Here is a 16,917-nt window from a genome sequence, read left to right on the forward strand (position 1 = left end):
TAGTTGACAGATGAAGGTTCTAATTATTGAAGATGAAATACCAGCTTACAAAAAGTTATTAGATTCATTAAATAGCTATTATGGTTATGAAATAGAGCATAATTGGTCTCGGTCTAATGCAGATGCAAGAGCTTTGCTTTCTAATACTAAGTATAATTATATTTTATCCGATATACAGTTGTTAGATGGTATCTCTTTCGATTTGTTTGATAGTATACAGGTGGATTGTCCTATTATTTTTTGTTCAGCGCATGACGATTATTTATTTAAAGCATTTAGTACTAACGGTATTGCATATATTTTAAAACCGTATTCTAAAAATGCTTTTGATGATGCTATAAAAAAGTATGAAAACCTATTTCAACAAGGTAAATACGGCCAATTGAATCATAATATATTATCAAACCTTAAAAGCGCTTTAACAGAAGAAACCATGGTGTTTAAAAAACGGTTTGTGATAAAAAAGAACAAGGGAATTCAACTTTTAAATACAGAAGATATTGTTATGGTAGAAGCCTCCGGAGACTTCTGTTTGGCTTTTGATCCTAAAGGAAAGAAACATATTATATCTGATACCCTTGGAGCAATTTATAAGCAATTAAACCCAATTAAGTTCTTTAAAATTAATAGGAGTCAAATAGTTAGTATAGATCATATAGAAAACATAGAAAATCATTTTAAAAACAGACTTCTTATTTCCTTAAGCGGGGTTAAAGATAAGGTTATGACAAGTACTGCTATAACTTCAGAATTCAGAAAATGGTTAGAGGGTTAAATTAATAGAGATGGGAAAAGACAATTGGATAACAGTTTTAAATGAAATTCGCACTACTAAAGGAAAATTTAAGCCTATAGATATAAATGAAAACAGATATGATTTCTATGTTGTTAAAGTAACGGAAGAGATGATGGGGTATATGATAGTTTGGAATGTTAATACCCTAAATGCAGTTCATATCTCACGAATGAAAATTACTGAAGATATCCCATATGTTAACAAGGATGAACTGGAAGATTTGAGTCTTCCAGAGAATTTAAAATTTGATAGAAACCCTTTTTAGTTGGATAACAATCTAATCATTTAACTTTAAAACTGCCATAAACGCTTGCTGCGGTATTTCTACATTACCTACTTGTCGCATACGTTTTTTACCTTTTTTCTGCTTTTCTAAAAGTTTACGTTTACGTGAAATATCTCCACCATAACATTTAGCAGTTACATCTTTACGTAAGGCTTTAATAGTTTCTCTAGAAACGATTTTAGCTCCAATAGCAGCCTGAATAGGAATATCAAATTGCTGACGCGGAATTAATTCTCTTAACTTTTCACACATTTTACGTCCTATTGATTGTGCATTATCTGCATGAATTAAGGCAGAAAGTGCATCAACAGATTGTGAATTTAAAAGAATGTCTAGTCTTACCAATTTAGAAACTTTCATTCCTATTGGATGGTAATCAAAAGAAGCATAACCTTTTGAGACTGTTTTTAATCTATCATAAAAATCAAAGACTATTTCTGCTAGAGGCATTTCAAAAGTTAGCTCAACGCGCTCTGTGGTTAAGTATGTTTGATTTGTTATTAAACCTCTTTTCTCTATACACAAGCTCATTACATTACCTACAAAATCAGCTTTTGTAATTATAGTAGCTTTAATAAATGGCTCTTCAACACGATTTATAGTAGAAGGTTCAGGTAAGTCTGATGGGTTATTTACAATAATAACTTCGTCTGGTTCTTTATTGGTATAGGCGTGGTAAGATACGTTAGGAACCGTAGTAATAACAGTCATATCAAACTCTCGCTCTAATCGCTCTTGAATAATTTCCATATGAAGCATACCCAAGAACCCACAACGGAAACCAAAACCTAAAGCGGCAGAACTCTCTGGTTGAAATACCAAAGAAGCGTCATTAAGTTGAAGTTTCTCCATAGAAGCTCTAAGCTCTTCATAATCTTCGGTATCTACAGGGTAAATACCAGCAAAAACCATTGGTTTTACGTCTTCAAATCCTTCAACTATATTGGTAGTAGGTTTAGCAAAATCTGTAATAGTATCTCCAACCTTTACTTCTTTAGCCGTTTTTATTCCAGTAATTAGGTAACCTACATCACCAGTTTTTACGCTTTGTTTTGCAACTTGATTAAGCATTAAAGTACCAACTTCATCTGCATAATAGTCTTTATCTGTTGCAACAAACTTAATATGTTGGCCTTTTTTAATTTCACCATTAAAAACTCTAAAATAGGTTTCAATACCTCTAAACGTATTGTAAACCGAATCAAAAATTAAAGCTTGTAACGGAGCATCTGGGTCACCTTCTGGTGCTGGAATCCTATCTATAATAGCAGCTAAAATATTATCTACTCCAAAACCTGTTTTACCACTTGCATGAATGACTTCTTCTGGGTCACAACCTAATAAGTCAACAATATCATCGGTAACTTCTTCAGGGTTGGCACTGGGTAAATCTACTTTATTAAGAACAGGAATAATTTCTAAATCGTTTTCTAAAGCTAAATAAAGATTAGAAATAGTTTGAGCTTGAATGCTTTGTGCAGCGTCAACAATTAAAAGTGCACCTTCACAGGCGGCAATAGATCTAGATACTTCATAACTAAAATCTACGTGACCAGGCGTGTCAATTAGGTTTAATACAAACTTTTCACCTTTGTATTCATAATCCATTTGAATAGCGTGAGATTTAATGGTAATACCACGTTCACGCTCTAGATCCATATTATCAAGTAACTGGTCTTGTTTTTCCCTTGCTGTAACAGAACCAGTATAATCTAATAAACGGTCTGCCAAGGTACTTTTACCATGGTCTATATGTGCTATAATACAAAAGTTTCTAATATTCTTCATTTCTGTTTCTTACGTCAATAGAGGCGCAAAGATACTCTATTTAATTAAAGATAAAAGGGAGTTTTTATTATCCTTAGTTGCTCTTATTTCTCAGCAACAATATACAGATAATCTCCCAAGTTATTTTCATAAGATTCCATAACTTTTTTAACGGTTCCATTATCAATATCGGTTCTAAGAGCAAGAAGACCCTTTTCAACCTCTGCCATGTTTGCTAAATGGGAAAAAGAAGAAATGCCGTTTCGTATGTTTTCATCAAAGTACAATTCTGGGTTTTCCTTTCCGCAGTATAAAAACTTATCTTGTAAATCGGGTTGAATAAAATACGGGTCGGTTTTTTTAATAGTAAAATTAGCTTGTTCCATTGCTTCCTTTACAACTTCAAAAGAAGGCATTTGTACGATAGAATCCTGCAACATTTTTGGAAAATAATGATTTAACCAATACCCTTGCATTTGTTTGGGTGTTGAGGTAAATATTACCAAGCGCCCTTTAGGTTTCAAAACCCTATAAAGCTCTGTAAAAGCTTTGGTTAAACTGAACCAATGATGAATGGTTAAACTGCCTATGATTCCGTTAACAGACTCAGAATTTAGATTGGTATTTTCTGCAGTTCCGAGGTGATAGTCCACTTGCGTATTTTTGCTTTTAGCTTTATTGAGCATTTTTTCAGAAGGATCAATACCAATAAAGTGATACCCTTTTTTTTGGAATTCGTTGGTGTAGTTTCCAGTACCACAGCCAATATCTAAATACCTAAGTGCCGTTTGTGGTTGTAAATGAAACAGCATACGCTCAACCAAATAAGGATCTGGTTTTCTGGTATTGTTATAACCTTTGCCAATGGTGTTGTACTTAGTGCTCATTCTTTTGGAAATTAGATTTTTACATAAAAGTAAGTGTTTCAATAAAAAACAAGTAAATTTAGTTCTTAAAAGGAGCTAATGAAAATTAATAACCAGGAAGTCATAACTAAAATACACTTAGTAATTTCTAGTGTGGTGGTACTGGTTGTTTCTATTATCTATGGCTTTAATATTGAATCTCAAATAAAAATAGAACCCAACACCATAGATGAATTTAATTTTTTTAAAGCCGTTATGGGTATTTATATCGGGTTTTCTATTCTGTGGATTTTAGGTGTTTTTAAGCCCGAGTTTTTAAAACTTGCCTTATGGAGTAATATGATTTTTATGCTAGGTTTGGGTTTTGGAAGGGTAATTAGTTTACTTGTTGATGGTCTTCCTTCCCTGGCCTATATTTATGGTACTGCGGGCGAATTAGTTTTAGGATTTTACGGTATTTGGGTATTAACCGGAAAAAAGCATTAATTTTGCAAACCAAAATAATACAATGGTAAAAATAGACAACATAGAACTTCCTGATTTTCCGTTGCTTTTAGCACCAATGGAAGATGTTAGCGACCCTCCTTTTCGTGCATTGTGTAAAGAACAGGGAGCAGATGTTGTATATACCGAATTTGTATCTAGTGAAGGGTTGATTAGAAACGCTGCTAAAAGTGTTATGAAGTTAGATATCTATGAGAAAGAAAGACCTGTAGGTATTCAAATTTTTGGAGCTAACCTTGATAGCATGTTGCAAACCATTGATATTGTTGAAAGGTCTAAACCAGACATCATAGATATTAACTTTGGCTGCCCAGTAAAAAAGGTAGTAAGTAAAGGCGCTGGTGCCGGTATTTTGAAAGACATTGATTTAATGGTGAAGCTTACGGAAGAAATGGTGAAGCGTTCTAGCTTACCTATTACGGTTAAAACCCGTTTAGGTTGGGATCATGAGTCTATTAAAATTGTTGAGGTTGCTGAAAGATTACAAGATGTAGGTTGTAAAGCCATTTCTATTCATGGGCGTACAAGAGCGCAAATGTATAAGGGTAATGCCGATTGGAAACCTATTGCAGCTGTAAAAAATAACCCAAGAATGCATATTCCAGTATTTGGAAATGGTGATGTAGACTCGCCAGAAAGAGCTGCTGAAATGCGCGATAGTTACGGACTAGACGGTGCAATGATTGGTCGTGCAAGTATTGGAAATCCTTGGTTTTTTAAACAAGTAAAACACTTTTTTGAAACAGGAGAACACTTACCTCCAATTTCTATGGTAGAACGTGTTGAAGCAGCCAGACGTCACCTTCAAATGTCTATAGACTGGAAAGGACCTATTTTAGGGGTGTTTGAGACACGTAGACATTATACCAACTACTTTAAAGGTATTCCTCATTTTAAAGATTACCGCACCAAAATGGTAACAAGTGATAAACCAGAAGATGTATTCGCTACGTTTGATGAGGTGCTGGAGAAGTTTGGAGACTTTCAGTTTATATCTTAAAATTTCGTTTATTCGAACTTCTTTTTAATCAGACTATTTCAGTATTTTTAAAACATTAATTGTTTTAAAATGAAAAAAGTAATTCTTTCAATATTTGTGGTTGTTTTTGCTGTATTGGCAAACGCTCAAGAGCCTTATAAATTCAATGAAGTTATTAATCTCGAAGCAACTCCTGTTATAAGTCAGGGTAATACTGGTACTTGTTGGAGTTTTTCCAGTACTTCTTTTTTAGAATCTGAAATTATAAGATTAACAGGAAAGCAAATAGATCTTTCGGAAATGTTTACGGTTCGTAATACCTATCCAATGAAGGCTGAAAATTATATTATGCGCCAAGGTAAAGCCCAGTTTAGTGAAGGTGGTTTAGCTCACGATGTTTTAAATGCCGTAGAAAAATATGGTATAGTTCCTAATTCTGCGTTTAATGGATTGTTGCAAGATGAAAATAGACACAATCTTTCTGAATTAGTAGCCATTTTAAGAAGTATGGTGGAAACGTACGTGAAAAACCCTAATGGAAAATTAAGCAAAAAATGGAGAGCAGCAATAGATGGTGTATTAACAGCTTATATTGGAGGTAACCCAACAACCTTTGAATATGATGGAAAGCAATATACGTCGGCATCTTTTCTTGAAATGACAACTCTAAATCCAAAGGATTATGTGAGTATTACATCGTTTACACATGAACCATTTTATTCAAAATTTGTATTGAATATTCCTGATAATTGGAGTAATGGTAGTTTTTATAATGTTCCTCTTAATGACATGATTGCAACTATAAATTATGCCTTAGAAAAAGGTTTTACTGTAGAATTAGATTGTGATGTTAGTGAATCTACATTCTCTTCAAAAGCGGGTTTAGCAGTTGTTCCTACATTTTCAGAAAACAATAAAAAGGCTTTAGAAGGTATTTATCCAGAAAAACAGATAACTCAAAAGTATCGCCAAGACGAATTTGAGAATTTCACGACTACAGATGACCATTTAATGCATATTACAGGAGTTTTAAAGGATCAGAATGGAACAACCTATTATAAGGTTAAGAATAGTTGGGGAACAGACCCAAATAGAAATGCTAACGGAGGCTATGTATATTTTAGTGAGAGTTACATGAGATTAAAGGCTATTAGCGTAACACTTCATAAACAAGCTATTCCCAAAAAGATAGCTACAGAATTGTTTATAGAATAAGTACCTAATTAGAAGGGGACTAGATATTCTTCACCAACTTTTTAGTAATTCTTGCCGAAGCAATTTTGGAAGCTAGAATGCCCAAAGCAGAAATGGTAACAAATATTAAAACAATGTTAGTTAGTTTTATTTTAGTAGGATAGACCAAGTCTGGAGTAATATAAATTTTTAAAAAATCTGGACCGTAAAGTTGATTAAGAATAAGTATCAATCCAATTGTAACGCCAATAAAACCACCTACAATACTCATTAAACTGCCCTGGTAAAAGAATACTTTCCTTATATCTTTTATAGAAACGCCCATGTTAAATAAGGTGTTTAGACTTTGTTTTTTGTCTAACATCATCATAATAAGTGACCCAATAACATTAAAAAAGGCAATAATTAAAATTAGAGTAAAAATGAGATATACAGCTAGGTATTCACTATTTAACATTTTATAAAGCGCATCATTTAATTGTACTCTGTTTTTAATAATAATTTTATCTCCTAAAACAGATTGAATACGCTGTAAAGCAATGCTTTCATCGGTATTGGGCTGCAGCTTAAATTCTACAGCAGATACTTGGTTTTGCTCGTAGTTTAATAGCTGCCTTACTAAGGAAATAGGGGCATAAATGTAATTATCACTTAGTTTTTCATTAATAAAAAATACGCCAACATTAGCGGCTTTTACAGTATTGAAAGCACCTTTAATACTACTTATTTGTTTTTTTCCGGGTTTAGGCACATAGAGATTAACAGGAGTAGTGAAATCCAAAATTCCTAAGGATAAATTGCTAGCAATTCCTAACCCAGTAACAATTTGATTTGAGTTTTGCTCTAGCCAACTGCCATGGTCAATTTGAGGTCCAATATTAACTACATTGTGAAAATTTCCATCAACACCCTTAATAATAGCCAACCCTTTTTTGTCTTGAGAAGACACTATAGTGCGTTCTTCAATAATTTTGGAGAAAGAAGCTATTTCATCTAATGCATTAAGGTTAGCAATCTCATCTTCGGATAGAATAAAAGACTTTCCATTAGCCGGTAGTGCTTTTAAGTCAGGGTCAATCTCATTAGTAAATTCTAAGGTAAAATCTTTAAGACCTGCAAATCCTGATAATACAACAAACAAAGAAGCAGACCCTAGAATAATACCAATAAGTGCAATATTGGTAATAAAATTAATAGCGTTGTTTGAGCTCTTAGAGCGCAGGTAACGTTTTGCTATGTAAAGCGGGAAATTCAAAAATTAAAAGAAATAAGCTTCATGCAATAACAAATTAATGAAGATTTTTTAAAACCCGACTATGATTTTTTTCTTTTATCAAGTAAATCTGGATCTTCTATAGGGTTGTCTAACCCTTTTAAAGAACGCTCTATACCGTCAATATATTCTAAAGAATCATCAATAAAAAAAGCTAATTCTGGCATTCTTCGTAATTGATTCTTTGTGCGTTGTGCCAATTCATGGCGTATAAAAGGGGTGTTTTCTTTTATGCCTTCTACTAATTCTTTGGCTTTATCATTTGGAAAAATGCTTAAGTAAACCTTAGCTATAGATAAATCTACAGTAACCGAAACTTTGGTAACCGATATTAAAACACCTTTTAATCCGCCCTCCGTTGCTGCTCTTTGTAAAACATCAACTAAATCTTTTTGCAGTACAGATGCTATTTTTTTTTGTCTTTGACTCTCTTCCACGTTTATTTAACTTTTAAATACCTCATTATGAGACAATGGTTTTGCAAAAGTAAAGGATATTTAAAGATTATTACTTTTTGATAAGCAAATTTTGTATTTTTCCTTAAAAGTAATGTAAATGAATAAAATTGAGCATATTGGAATAGCCGTTAAGAATATTGAAGCTTCTAACGAACTATTTTCAAAATTGTTTGGACAACCTCATTATAAAATTGAAGATGTTGAAGGCGAAGGCGTAAAGACCTCGTTTTTTAATGTAGGAACCAATAAAATAGAATTGTTAGAGGCTACTACAGATGATAGCCCAATTGCAAAGTTTATTGAAAAAAAAGGAGAAGGTATTCACCACATAGCTTTTGATGTTGATGACATAAGAGCGGAAATAAAAAGGCTTACAAATGAAGGTTTTATAGTATTAAATGAAATACCTAAAAGAGGGGCAGATAATAAGCTAGTGGCCTTTTTGCATCCAAAAAGTTCTAATGGCGTGTTAATAGAGTTGTGCCAAGAAATAAAGTAAGCAAAAAAGCTTGCAGTATATTAAAAATAGTAGTAATATTGCACTCCAATTTCAGGTCCTATAACTCAGTTGGTTACCTGCCTACCTGCGGTTAGCAGGCAGGGAGTATCTGAAGAAAGGCTTATAATGATGTTGGTTTACGTTCTTAGAAGTGAAAAAGATGGACGTTTTTATGTTGGAATGACTTCTAATATAGAAAGAAGGCTAGAAGAACATAATAAAGGAAGAACAAAAAGTACAAAAGGATACCGTCCGTGGAAATTGTTTTTCTTTGAAAGATTTGATACTAGATTAGAAGCTAGGAAGCGAGAGAAGTATTTAAAATCTGGATACGGAAAACAATGGATAAAAGAAAAATATAACAGGTCCTATAACTCAGTTGGTTAGAGTATCTGACTCATAATCAGAAAGTCCCTGGTTCGAGCCCAGGTGGGACCACCTCTTAAAACCCAAGCTAATTTTTAGTTTGGGTTTTTTTGTGTCTTATTCCTTGGTATAGCTGCATTGCGTGCATTAATTGCATTTCCCTTCTAGAGGTCAACTTGCCAAGTTTTTTAGTAAAAAAGCACCCCACTAGGTGCCCCAAAAGGATTTTCAGGTACCCCATTTTAAATATTAAGATTATGAAATTAAATATACTGTTCTTAGTTAGGAAAACTAAGCTTAACAAAAAAGGTTTGTGTCCTATAAGATGTAGGATAACATATGATAAACAAAGACATCAATTCTCTAGTGGACAATTTATAAATCCAGATAACTGGAATAGCAAACAACAACTGGTCAAACCACTTGAACCTGATGCTAAACTCATTAACACACAATTAAGCCTGATTAAGACAAAACTTAGTCAGGCTTTTTTAATGCTTCAAGTTAAGCAAGAAAGCTTTGCCGTAGAAGACATTTATCTTCAATATAAAGGAGAAAAAACTCAAAAAGAGCAAGGAACACTTGAAGCTTTCAAACGTTATTTGGAATCTTTAAAAAAGCTTATAGGCATTGATATAAAAAGAGCGACATGGATAAAATTTGATTACTCATATAAGCATGTAAAAGATTTTATCAAGCATAAATATAAACGCAACGATTATCCATTAAATAAATTGAAACAACAGTTTATAGTTGATTTTGAGTACTATTTAAAAACGGAGAAAGTTTTGGGTCAAGCTACCATAAATAAAATGATACAACGTTTTAGAAAGCCTGTTAGGATTGCTGTAGCTGAAGGTTATTTGGATAAAGACCCCTTTATGTTGTATAAGGCAAAAAGGACTAAAAATAGTATAGTGTTTCTTTCTCCAGAAGAGTTGGAAAAACTTGAAAAGCATAACTTCTCACAGTCTAGATTAAAGTTTGTACAGGACCTGTTTATTTTCTGTTGTTATACAGGGTTGCCATATAATGAGTTAATGCTACTTGAATCTAAGCATATTATTAATGGATTTGATGGAAATAGATGGATAAAGATAGACAGACAGAAAACAGCTAAACCACTGTCAATTCCATTGTTGCCAAAAGCTTTAAAAATTATAGAAGGGTATAATAAAGATGGCTTTATATTTCCTAGAATTACAAATCAAAAGTATAATTCATACCTAAAGGAAGTTGGAGCAATAGTTGGAATCGATAAAAAATTGACAACTCATATGGCAAGGAGAACTTTTGCTTCAACCGTGTTGTTGTTTAATAATGTACCAATGGAGATAGTAAGCGAGCTATTGGGACATTCAAGTTTGAAGATAACACAGGACAGTTACGGAAAAGTAGTGGAAAAAAGGATTAGTTTGGAAATAAATAAATTAAAGGGAAGAGCTTAGCTTCCCTCTTTTCCTATATTATCAATTTCATCTTTAGGTTTTTTTCTAAGTAATCTATTAGAATATCTAAAACATAAATAGGTAAGAAGGCATGCTAATAATAGTGCTGTTAAATATTCAAACTTTTCAACTCTACTTGTTCCAATTAATTTTCCACTAAGTAATCCCATAACATTGCCAATTATACTTAGAATGAAAAAAAATCCCAGTAAGCGTATGAAATAAGCCCAAATTTTTTTAATCATTTAATCCCATCTATTATATACAACATTAACACTTGCCACCATATCCCGCATAATATAAAAAAAACCAGGTTGTTCTGTTTCTACATAACATACTTCAGTAGATAAGTTTGTTTCATCAATTGCTCTGCAAACATATTTAGTAATGACCACGTTAGTTATATCACTATGATGCTCAATTTCTTCTAAAGCTTTATTTATTAATAATTTTGCATAATCTTCACTCCATCCATTTTCACAATTGGGATGGTTAGGGAAGTTTTCAAATTCTACAAAAGTAATAGTTTGTGTGTCCATTTATTTGATTAGTTAAGGTTCATTTTCAAATGTAGGAAAAATTTTTTCAGATGGTGGATAATGTTTAAGCAACAAATATTATTTAAGAATCACTAGGTGTTTAGATTTACTTTCTATATTTAAACTTTGATAAACATATTAATTGTTCTGATGTAAATGAAGTACACGAGGCATTTTGGTGGAGTAATTAGGAATCAAGGAGTTCCTTCTTTAAGCAATGATTGTTTTACCATATTCATGAATATTGTGCATTTGGAAGGAAGTATAAATGGTCTAAACAACTTTAAAATTAAAGCAAAGGATACTAGTGATTTTTATAAATATGATGTAGAGATAGCCAAATACGGAGAGAAATTAAATGATTTAATAAAAGGACTTGAGCCTAATGAGTTGTTACAAAAATTAGTTTCAGACTCCTATTCATCGTAGTAACTTTGGATATATTCATTATTAAATAATCTGTTCTCAACAAAATGAATCCATTATCTGTCCATTCGGCATAAGCCTCCCTTTTTATTAAAGGTAAAGACTTTATAAATATCAACTAAATAAATCTTTTGTTCTCTAGGTGTTTTATTCTGTAAATCAACAATGGTCATAACTGGAATTGATAAAAAGTTTACGACTCACATTGCTAGGAGAACTTTAGCTTCAGCTGTACTGTTATTCAACGATGTGCCAATTGAAACTGTAAGTGAATTATTAAGACTCTCTAGTATTAGGTAACACGGAATTACCTGTAAATCAATAATTAGTATTCATTTTAGAAAAACAGAAACATTTAGATAAATTATTATTTAAATGAGCAGTGAAATTTAAGTATTGAAATAATAGTTATCTTTATAGTGTCAACTTTTTCTTAACTGATTATGCTCCGAAACTTAAAAAAGAACATTAATCGAAATTCCTTTTTTCTCGTAACAAGCCGAGTTATTATAACCATAGCATTAGTAATTAGGTTTTTCGTTGATAAGACTAACATCTATATGATCGATAATCAGGGTATATGGGGTATAATAATATTTACTATTTTTCTTTTAACAGCTATTACATTGTTCGGAATAAAATGGTTTGCTCATAAGTATTCTCTCTTTCTTGATATTATAGTGCTATATGTTGCAATATATTTAACCCATGATATTAATTCAGATATTTATCTTTTTCTTTATTTACCCGTGATAGTTTTTCTTGATAACTCTAGGATAAGAGAATCAATTTTAGTTTTAAGTTGTATTTTAACAATATACCTCGGGTTGTCGTTACTTATGCTTTATAAGTTTGATTATAAGAATTTCCATTATTTATACATAGCCAGGAATATTATTGTTAGAATGTTTTTTATTTCGTTTATAGCCCTAGCATTTATTCTGTTCAATTTTAAGAATAGGATAAATATTAAATTAAAGAATACATTGTTAAATAAATCTAAGAAAGCAATTATTGCAGTTGATAACTATGGTAACATAACTTCAATAAATGAAATAGCGGCTAAGTTTTTGGGGTTTTCAATTGAAGAATTGGCAACTAAAAAAATTACGGAAATTTATCAAAATTATGAGGAAGCAAAGAAGGTAAAGGAAAAGTTGAAAATTGAAGGCCCTATTGATAACTATAGAACAAAACTTAAAACAAAACAGGGAAAATTAAAATCGATTAATTTGGATGCATTAATGCTTAATGATTTAGGTGATTCAGTTGGATTTTTTTATAACCAAAACGTTTCTAAGAATGAAAAATTAATTGAGGCATGGAAAATAATTTTTGGTCAGCACTCAGATAACAATGACAATTTATTGTTTGAAATTGCCAAACAAGTTGTTGAGATTTTTGCAAATGATTATTCAATGGAAAACGTGTTTTGTTGTATAGCTATTTTAGAAAAAAACCTTCTAAAACTACATACAATTTTTCCTGATGAGGCGAAAAGGGCAGTTTTGAACCAGATAAAAGAAGTAAATATTACGGGAGACTCCAAAATTGGGGTTATTGGTAAGGCTGCGAAAACTGGAGAAATACAGGTTGTGAGTAATACTTATGATTGTGAGGACTGCATTAGCATTGAAGGTTTGGATGCAAGATCGATGATAGCCGTACCATTAAAATCACGAGATGAAATAATTGGTGTTTTAAGTATTTCTCATCCCGAAGGAAATTACTTTAATAATTCGGATGTGCAAAATGTAAAAACAATTGGACATTTTGCTGAAGTTGCTGTCAACAAAAAGCTTTCCAATCGTAGGTTTATTCGTTTGAGTGAAGGTTTAGTCAATATTAATGAAACTATCACTAAAGCGGTAAGTTATAGGGAGGTTGAAGCTGAAATTTTAAATATTATTTGTGAGGCATTTGGGTGTGATATTGTTACAATTCATATTTATAATAATGAATTTGTATTTCCATTTTCCATGACCGGCGTTAATGATGTAAAAAGAATTAGGGAGGAAGAACCAATGACAAAATCATCTGTACCTTACAGGGTTTTGAAGGCTAAGAAACCAATATTTTCTGAAGATGTGCTAAACTCTCCTATATTTAAAAGTTCCTTTAACAGGAGGGAGAAAGTTGAGTCAGCTTTTGCAACGAGATTAATTTTTAATCAACAAATACAGGGGGTATTCTTTCTAAGTTTTAGGACTAAACATCGGTTTACAAAAAATGAAAAGAAGTATCTTTCCTTATATTCCTTTTCATTGGCTCGCTCTTTGTATGAATTGAAGTTAAAAGATAAATTAACTACTAGGTCTGTCACCATGACGGCTTTATCTGAAACGTTCATAAAGTTAAATACACAAATTGATTTTGAGGGATTTGATCAAGACGTTCTTGAGAATTTAAAAAATATTATTGATTTTGATAGAGGAAGCCTTCAATTAATTGAACGAAATAGGAATAGGGTTTTGGTTGACACGCATGGTTGCAAGAAAGATGAATATTCGGATTATTTATTGAGACAAATTGAAGATGATCATTTGCTTCAAAAAGTTTTTAATGGGCAAAAAACGTATTTTATAGAGGATGTTCTGAAAGATCATGACTGGGTTTCAACTAATTTTACTAGTAAGGTCAAATCATGGATATGTATTCCTATAATAGCGAGGAACACCCCTATCGGATTAATTACATTGGATTTTTTCGAACAATTTCGTCATAATGATTTTATTTTGGGTGTATTAACCTCTTATGGTACCTTTTTATCTCAAGTAATGGAGAATAACCGATTGTTGAAGGAAAGAAAGGGGCATATAGAAGATTTGGAGGAAGCGGAAGCGTTAGCTATTCGAGGACTACTATACGGTGAAGATATACATTATTCAGCAAACAAATTAAGCGCTGCAAAAACTTTTTCGGATTACTTAATAAAAACCTCAGAAAATTTTGACAAAAAACAATTGGATAGGATAAATAGAATATCCACAAATATTAAAGGTTTTTTGGATATTCTTGAGGCAAATATTAGTAACATTAAACCTCCTGTGCCAGTAATATTTAATATTGCAAAGGTGCTTGATCAAGTAATTTCGGGAATGGCTAAAACGAAGGGAGTTATAATCAAAAATCCGCACAAAGATGATAATTTTATCGTGAATGGGTACAGAAGGCAGATAATACAGGTATTTCGAGTTGTAATTCATAATGCTATAAAGGCTTTGGAAGGAGATGGTACTATTTGGATTAAGATAAAAAAAACAAATATTAAATCAAATTCTTATATTAGCGTAGATATTGAAGATAATGGCTACGGAATCCCTAGGGAAAAACAGGCGGGTTTATTTGAAATGAAAACCCCAAATATGAGTAAAAAAAGTTTTGGTTTGGGGCTAGGTTGGACATTTTATTTTTTAGAGTCTTATGGCGGTTCTATAAAATTTGTATCCGAAGAAGGTCAAAATACAGTGTTTACTATAAATATTCCGTCAACTTTTAGTGAAGATTTAAATAATAGAATTAACAATATTGGAAGTAAAGAATCTTATTAATAACGATAGTACCCAACAAAGGATTTTGCATTATGAAAATGAAGATGATTGGAGGGAAATAGTATCTGATATATGCGAAGAGAAGAATTTAGGGTACCAGTATTTTACTTCCTTGGACAATACTTCGGTAGAAAGGTTACTTAGTTACGAATCTAAAGAATTAATTCTTTGTTTTGACCTTAGACTTAAGTATCCTTTAAGGTCAAAGGATGATACACTTTCCTTTTTAAAACAGCAAGCCCCACTCCTAATTCAAAATAATATTGAGATAATAGTTTTGAGTGGTTTTATGAATAATCAAGACCATAAATTCCTTAAAGAGTGTGGAATAAAATATGTTATATCAAAATTAGGAGGGAGCTATGAAAAAAGATTAAGAGATGTATTTGATGAAATCAAGGACAGATATTTAACAGTTAAGAATGAAAATAGGGAGCTATGTGAATTGGATGTAAAGCTGAATAGAACTAAGAAAGTGGAAACGGATTATTATAGCTACAGTGATTCTGATACAATTGAGTTGGAACTTAATTTAAAAAGTATTAGTGATGATGAGAATATCATTAATACTCCATTTATGTATTACATATTTACGGATGTCGGGAAAGTTGATAAACCAAAAGGAATTATTAGGTTAAAACGAAGGTCAAATAAGCTTAAAGTTTTAATTAGTGAATTGAATAAAAAAGTATTAGCTTCCTCAAGTGATATTAGAGTATTGTTTTATCATAATAATCATTTATTGAGGGAATCAATATTTAATGTGCGTTTGAGTGTTTAGATGAGTAGTAGTTCGGTAATTTATTCAAAAGAACTCGAGAGTTCTAGTGATATTCATTTATATGTTGTAAGAAAGCAGAACCCTGAACGTTTTGTTATACTTTTTGATGGTGAGATATTCGATATTCCTATTGAACCAGATTCCCCAATAGGTAATCAAATTCATTCGTCTTCCGAAAAGTTAATTCTTAAACTTAGGGATGGGATTCTACTACCTGAATTAAAGAGCTTTTTATCTAAACCTGAAGGATTGGTGTTTCAAGGGAGACTTTTGTATAATTTTTTGTTTAATGGCTCAGATTTAGGAAAAAATATCAATAATAGATTATCATGCTTAAATGAAAAACCAATAGTTGAGGTAGGTGGGGAACCAATAGAGATTCCTTGGGGTCTATTATATGATTCTGAAATACCAGATAATGGATGTTCTCTTCCTGATATTTTAAGTAATTTTTGGTCAATGAATAAGGTATTGTTTGTAAATGATCAATCAAGAGCTTTAGCAGGAGGAAGGTGCGCAAAGATTAAGGGCAAAATAAGCATTGGATTTATTTATGATGAAGCTCTGCATTTCGCTAAACAAGAATTGTCTTGGTTTAGAGAAAAAGAGAATGAGGGATTGATTGATTTATATGTTTTTCGGATTAGTGCAAGTAGAGAGGTTGAAAAGATTAAAGAAATGAATATTTTTTTGAATAAGGATTTTGATATTCTTCATTTAGCTTGTCACACGGAGATTGAAGGAGATAAAATTGAGGAAACATCTGTTGGTTATCTAGATTATTATAAGTACAACATTAGGTTAGGAGACTTTTTGTATAATATATCCTATTTGTTTTCAGACCCAATGGTAAAAATAAAATCTAAGATTGTTTTCCTAAATGCCTGTTCCACTGGTTATAGGGAACCAAATCAGACGTTTGGTTATATCAAATCATTTAGGAAAGTTGCTACAAATAGTAGTTTTGTATGTCTTGATTCTTCAGTTAAATCGAGTGTGGCGGTCAATTTTGCGATAAATTTTTATGAAAATTTCATCACACAAGATTTAAGTTTAGGAAAAGCCTTAAATGTTACTAAGACCCAAATGATTAATCAGTTGAATGAGATTGCAGATGTTCAGGTGATATTCTATTCTCTTTTTGGAAGAGAATCATTAGTTCTAGAATCAGTTAATTAATAATA

At 31.8% G+C, this 16,917-nt stretch carries 18 protein-coding genes and 1 tRNA gene; 13 read left to right on the forward strand and 6 right to left on the reverse strand.

The window, feature by feature from the left end:
- Positions 1 to 10 precede the first annotated feature (10 nt).
- Positions 11 to 775: a LytR/AlgR family response regulator transcription factor gene (locus FUA24_RS12835; protein ID WP_148542916.1), complete on the forward strand. Its 765-nt coding sequence runs from the start codon at positions 11 to 13 to the stop codon at positions 773 to 775.
- Between the two features lie 10 nt (positions 776 to 785).
- Entirely contained in the window at positions 786 to 1,061 is a 276-nt protein-coding gene (locus FUA24_RS12840; protein ID WP_148542918.1) for a hypothetical protein, read from the forward strand.
- Positions 1,062 to 1,073: 12 nt separating this feature from the next.
- On the opposite strand, the gene lepA is transcribed toward FUA24_RS12840, so the two are convergent.
- Positions 1,074 to 2,870 (reverse strand): translation elongation factor 4, encoded by a 1,797-nt coding sequence (gene lepA / locus FUA24_RS12845; protein WP_148542920.1) that lies wholly within the window; start codon positions 2,868 to 2,870, stop codon positions 1,074 to 1,076.
- A gap of 83 nt (positions 2,871 to 2,953) precedes the next feature.
- Positions 2,954 to 3,736: a class I SAM-dependent methyltransferase gene (locus FUA24_RS12850; RefSeq protein WP_148542922.1), complete on the reverse strand. Its 783-nt coding sequence runs from the start codon at positions 3,734 to 3,736 to the stop codon at positions 2,954 to 2,956.
- A gap of 78 nt (positions 3,737 to 3,814) precedes the next feature.
- Here FUA24_RS12850 and FUA24_RS12855 point away from each other — a divergent pair, with 78 nt between their 5' ends.
- From FUA24_RS12855 to FUA24_RS12865, 3 genes are all read left to right on the forward strand, one after another.
- On the forward strand, positions 3,815 to 4,201 hold the full coding sequence (locus tag FUA24_RS12855; protein WP_148542924.1) for a DUF4345 domain-containing protein: 387 nt from the start codon (positions 3,815 to 3,817) through the stop codon (positions 4,199 to 4,201).
- Between the two features lie 22 nt (positions 4,202 to 4,223).
- Entirely contained in the window at positions 4,224 to 5,219 is a 996-nt protein-coding gene (gene dusB, locus FUA24_RS12860) for a tRNA dihydrouridine synthase DusB (protein WP_148542926.1), read from the forward strand.
- A 69-nt stretch (positions 5,220 to 5,288) separates the two neighbouring features.
- Positions 5,289 to 6,413, forward strand: coding sequence for a C1 family peptidase (locus tag FUA24_RS12865; protein WP_148542928.1), 1,125 nt, complete (start codon positions 5,289 to 5,291; stop codon positions 6,411 to 6,413).
- Between the two features lie 19 nt (positions 6,414 to 6,432).
- Here FUA24_RS12865 and FUA24_RS12870 read toward each other — a convergent pair whose 3' ends face one another.
- Positions 6,433 to 7,647 carry an ABC transporter permease gene (locus tag FUA24_RS12870; protein ID WP_148542930.1) on the reverse strand — a complete coding sequence of 405 codons (1,215 nt, stop codon included), beginning with the start codon at positions 7,645 to 7,647 and terminating at the stop codon, positions 6,433 to 6,435.
- Between the two features lie 59 nt (positions 7,648 to 7,706).
- On the reverse strand, positions 7,707 to 8,102 hold the full coding sequence (gene rbfA, locus FUA24_RS12875) for a 30S ribosome-binding factor RbfA (protein ID WP_148542943.1): 396 nt from the start codon (positions 8,100 to 8,102) through the stop codon (positions 7,707 to 7,709).
- Positions 8,103 to 8,220: 118 nt separating this feature from the next.
- On the opposite strand from rbfA, the gene mce reads away from it, so the two are divergent.
- From mce to FUA24_RS12895, 4 genes are all read left to right on the forward strand, one after another.
- Positions 8,221 to 8,622, forward strand: a complete 402-nt coding sequence (gene mce / locus FUA24_RS12880) for a methylmalonyl-CoA epimerase (protein ID WP_148542945.1) — start codon at positions 8,221 to 8,223, stop codon at positions 8,620 to 8,622.
- Positions 8,623 to 8,691: 69 nt separating this feature from the next.
- Complete coding sequence (locus FUA24_RS12885; RefSeq protein WP_317131959.1) at positions 8,692 to 9,009, forward strand: GIY-YIG nuclease family protein; 318 nt, start codon at positions 8,692 to 8,694, stop codon at positions 9,007 to 9,009.
- Positions 8,987 to 9,060 (forward strand) — tRNA-Ile (locus tag FUA24_RS12890). Before FUA24_RS12885 ends, FUA24_RS12890 begins: the two co-directional genes overlap by 23 nt.
- A gap of 185 nt (positions 9,061 to 9,245) precedes the next feature.
- A complete protein-coding gene (locus tag FUA24_RS12895) occupies positions 9,246 to 10,436 on the forward strand; it encodes a site-specific integrase (RefSeq protein ID WP_317131960.1) in 1,191 nt (396 codons plus the stop codon).
- Here the strand turns inward: FUA24_RS12895 and FUA24_RS25220 are convergent.
- Both FUA24_RS25220 and FUA24_RS12900 read right to left on the reverse strand, forming a co-directional pair.
- The gene (locus FUA24_RS25220) at positions 10,433 to 10,606 is read right to left on the reverse strand and encodes a hypothetical protein (protein WP_187388275.1); all 174 of its coding nucleotides are present in this window, start codon (positions 10,604 to 10,606) and stop codon (positions 10,433 to 10,435) included. The genes FUA24_RS12895 and FUA24_RS25220 overlap by 4 nt on opposite strands.
- Before the next feature lie 75 nt (positions 10,607 to 10,681).
- Complete coding sequence (locus FUA24_RS12900; RefSeq protein WP_148542947.1) at positions 10,682 to 10,975, reverse strand: hypothetical protein; 294 nt, start codon at positions 10,973 to 10,975, stop codon at positions 10,682 to 10,684.
- A 156-nt stretch (positions 10,976 to 11,131) separates the two neighbouring features.
- Here FUA24_RS12900 and FUA24_RS12905 point away from each other — a divergent pair, with 156 nt between their 5' ends.
- The 4 genes from FUA24_RS12905 to FUA24_RS12920 all read left to right on the forward strand — a co-directional run bounded on the left by FUA24_RS12905 (position 11,132) and on the right by FUA24_RS12920 (position 16,912).
- Positions 11,132 to 11,404, forward strand: a complete 273-nt coding sequence (locus tag FUA24_RS12905; RefSeq protein WP_148542949.1) for a hypothetical protein — start codon at positions 11,132 to 11,134, stop codon at positions 11,402 to 11,404.
- A gap of 983 nt (positions 11,405 to 12,387) precedes the next feature.
- Complete coding sequence (locus tag FUA24_RS12910; RefSeq protein ID WP_187388276.1) at positions 12,388 to 14,952, forward strand: GAF domain-containing protein; 2,565 nt, start codon at positions 12,388 to 12,390, stop codon at positions 14,950 to 14,952.
- Entirely contained in the window at positions 14,930 to 15,733 is an 804-nt protein-coding gene (locus FUA24_RS12915; protein ID WP_148542958.1) for a hypothetical protein, read from the forward strand. The genes FUA24_RS12910 and FUA24_RS12915 overlap by 23 nt, the downstream gene beginning before the upstream one ends.
- On the forward strand, positions 15,734 to 16,912 hold the full coding sequence (locus FUA24_RS12920) for a CHAT domain-containing protein (RefSeq protein WP_148542960.1): 1,179 nt from the start codon (positions 15,734 to 15,736) through the stop codon (positions 16,910 to 16,912). It begins immediately after the preceding gene.
- The last annotated feature ends 5 nt before the right edge of the window (positions 16,913 to 16,917 follow it).

Source organism: Seonamhaeicola marinus, assembly GCF_008085455.1.

Coding starts and splice junctions, on each gene's coding strand:
- FUA24_RS12835 (WP_148542916.1), top strand. CDS start 11: ATGAAGGTTCTAATTATTGAAGATGAAATACCAGCTTACAAAAAGTTA.
- FUA24_RS12840 (WP_148542918.1), top strand. CDS start 786: ATGGGAAAAGACAATTGGATAACAGTTTTAAATGAAATTCGCACTACT.
- lepA (WP_148542920.1), bottom strand. CDS start 2,870: ATGAAGAATATTAGAAACTTTTGTATTATAGCACATATAGACCATGGT.
- FUA24_RS12850 (WP_148542922.1), bottom strand. CDS start 3,736: ATGAGCACTAAGTACAACACCATTGGCAAAGGTTATAACAATACCAGA.
- FUA24_RS12855 (WP_148542924.1), top strand. CDS start 3,815: ATGAAAATTAATAACCAGGAAGTCATAACTAAAATACACTTAGTAATT.
- dusB (WP_148542926.1), top strand. CDS start 4,224: ATGGTAAAAATAGACAACATAGAACTTCCTGATTTTCCGTTGCTTTTA.
- FUA24_RS12865 (WP_148542928.1), top strand. CDS start 5,289: ATGAAAAAAGTAATTCTTTCAATATTTGTGGTTGTTTTTGCTGTATTG.
- mce (WP_148542945.1), top strand. CDS start 8,221: ATGAATAAAATTGAGCATATTGGAATAGCCGTTAAGAATATTGAAGCT.
- FUA24_RS12895 (WP_317131960.1), top strand. CDS start 9,246: ATGAAATTAAATATACTGTTCTTAGTTAGGAAAACTAAGCTTAACAAA.
- FUA24_RS25220 (WP_187388275.1), bottom strand. CDS start 10,606: ATGGGATTACTTAGTGGAAAATTAATTGGAACAAGTAGAGTTGAAAAG.
- FUA24_RS12900 (WP_148542947.1), bottom strand. CDS start 10,975: ATGGACACACAAACTATTACTTTTGTAGAATTTGAAAACTTCCCTAAC.
- FUA24_RS12905 (WP_148542949.1), top strand. CDS start 11,132: ATGAAGTACACGAGGCATTTTGGTGGAGTAATTAGGAATCAAGGAGTT.
- FUA24_RS12920 (WP_148542960.1), top strand. CDS start 15,734: ATGAGTAGTAGTTCGGTAATTTATTCAAAAGAACTCGAGAGTTCTAGT.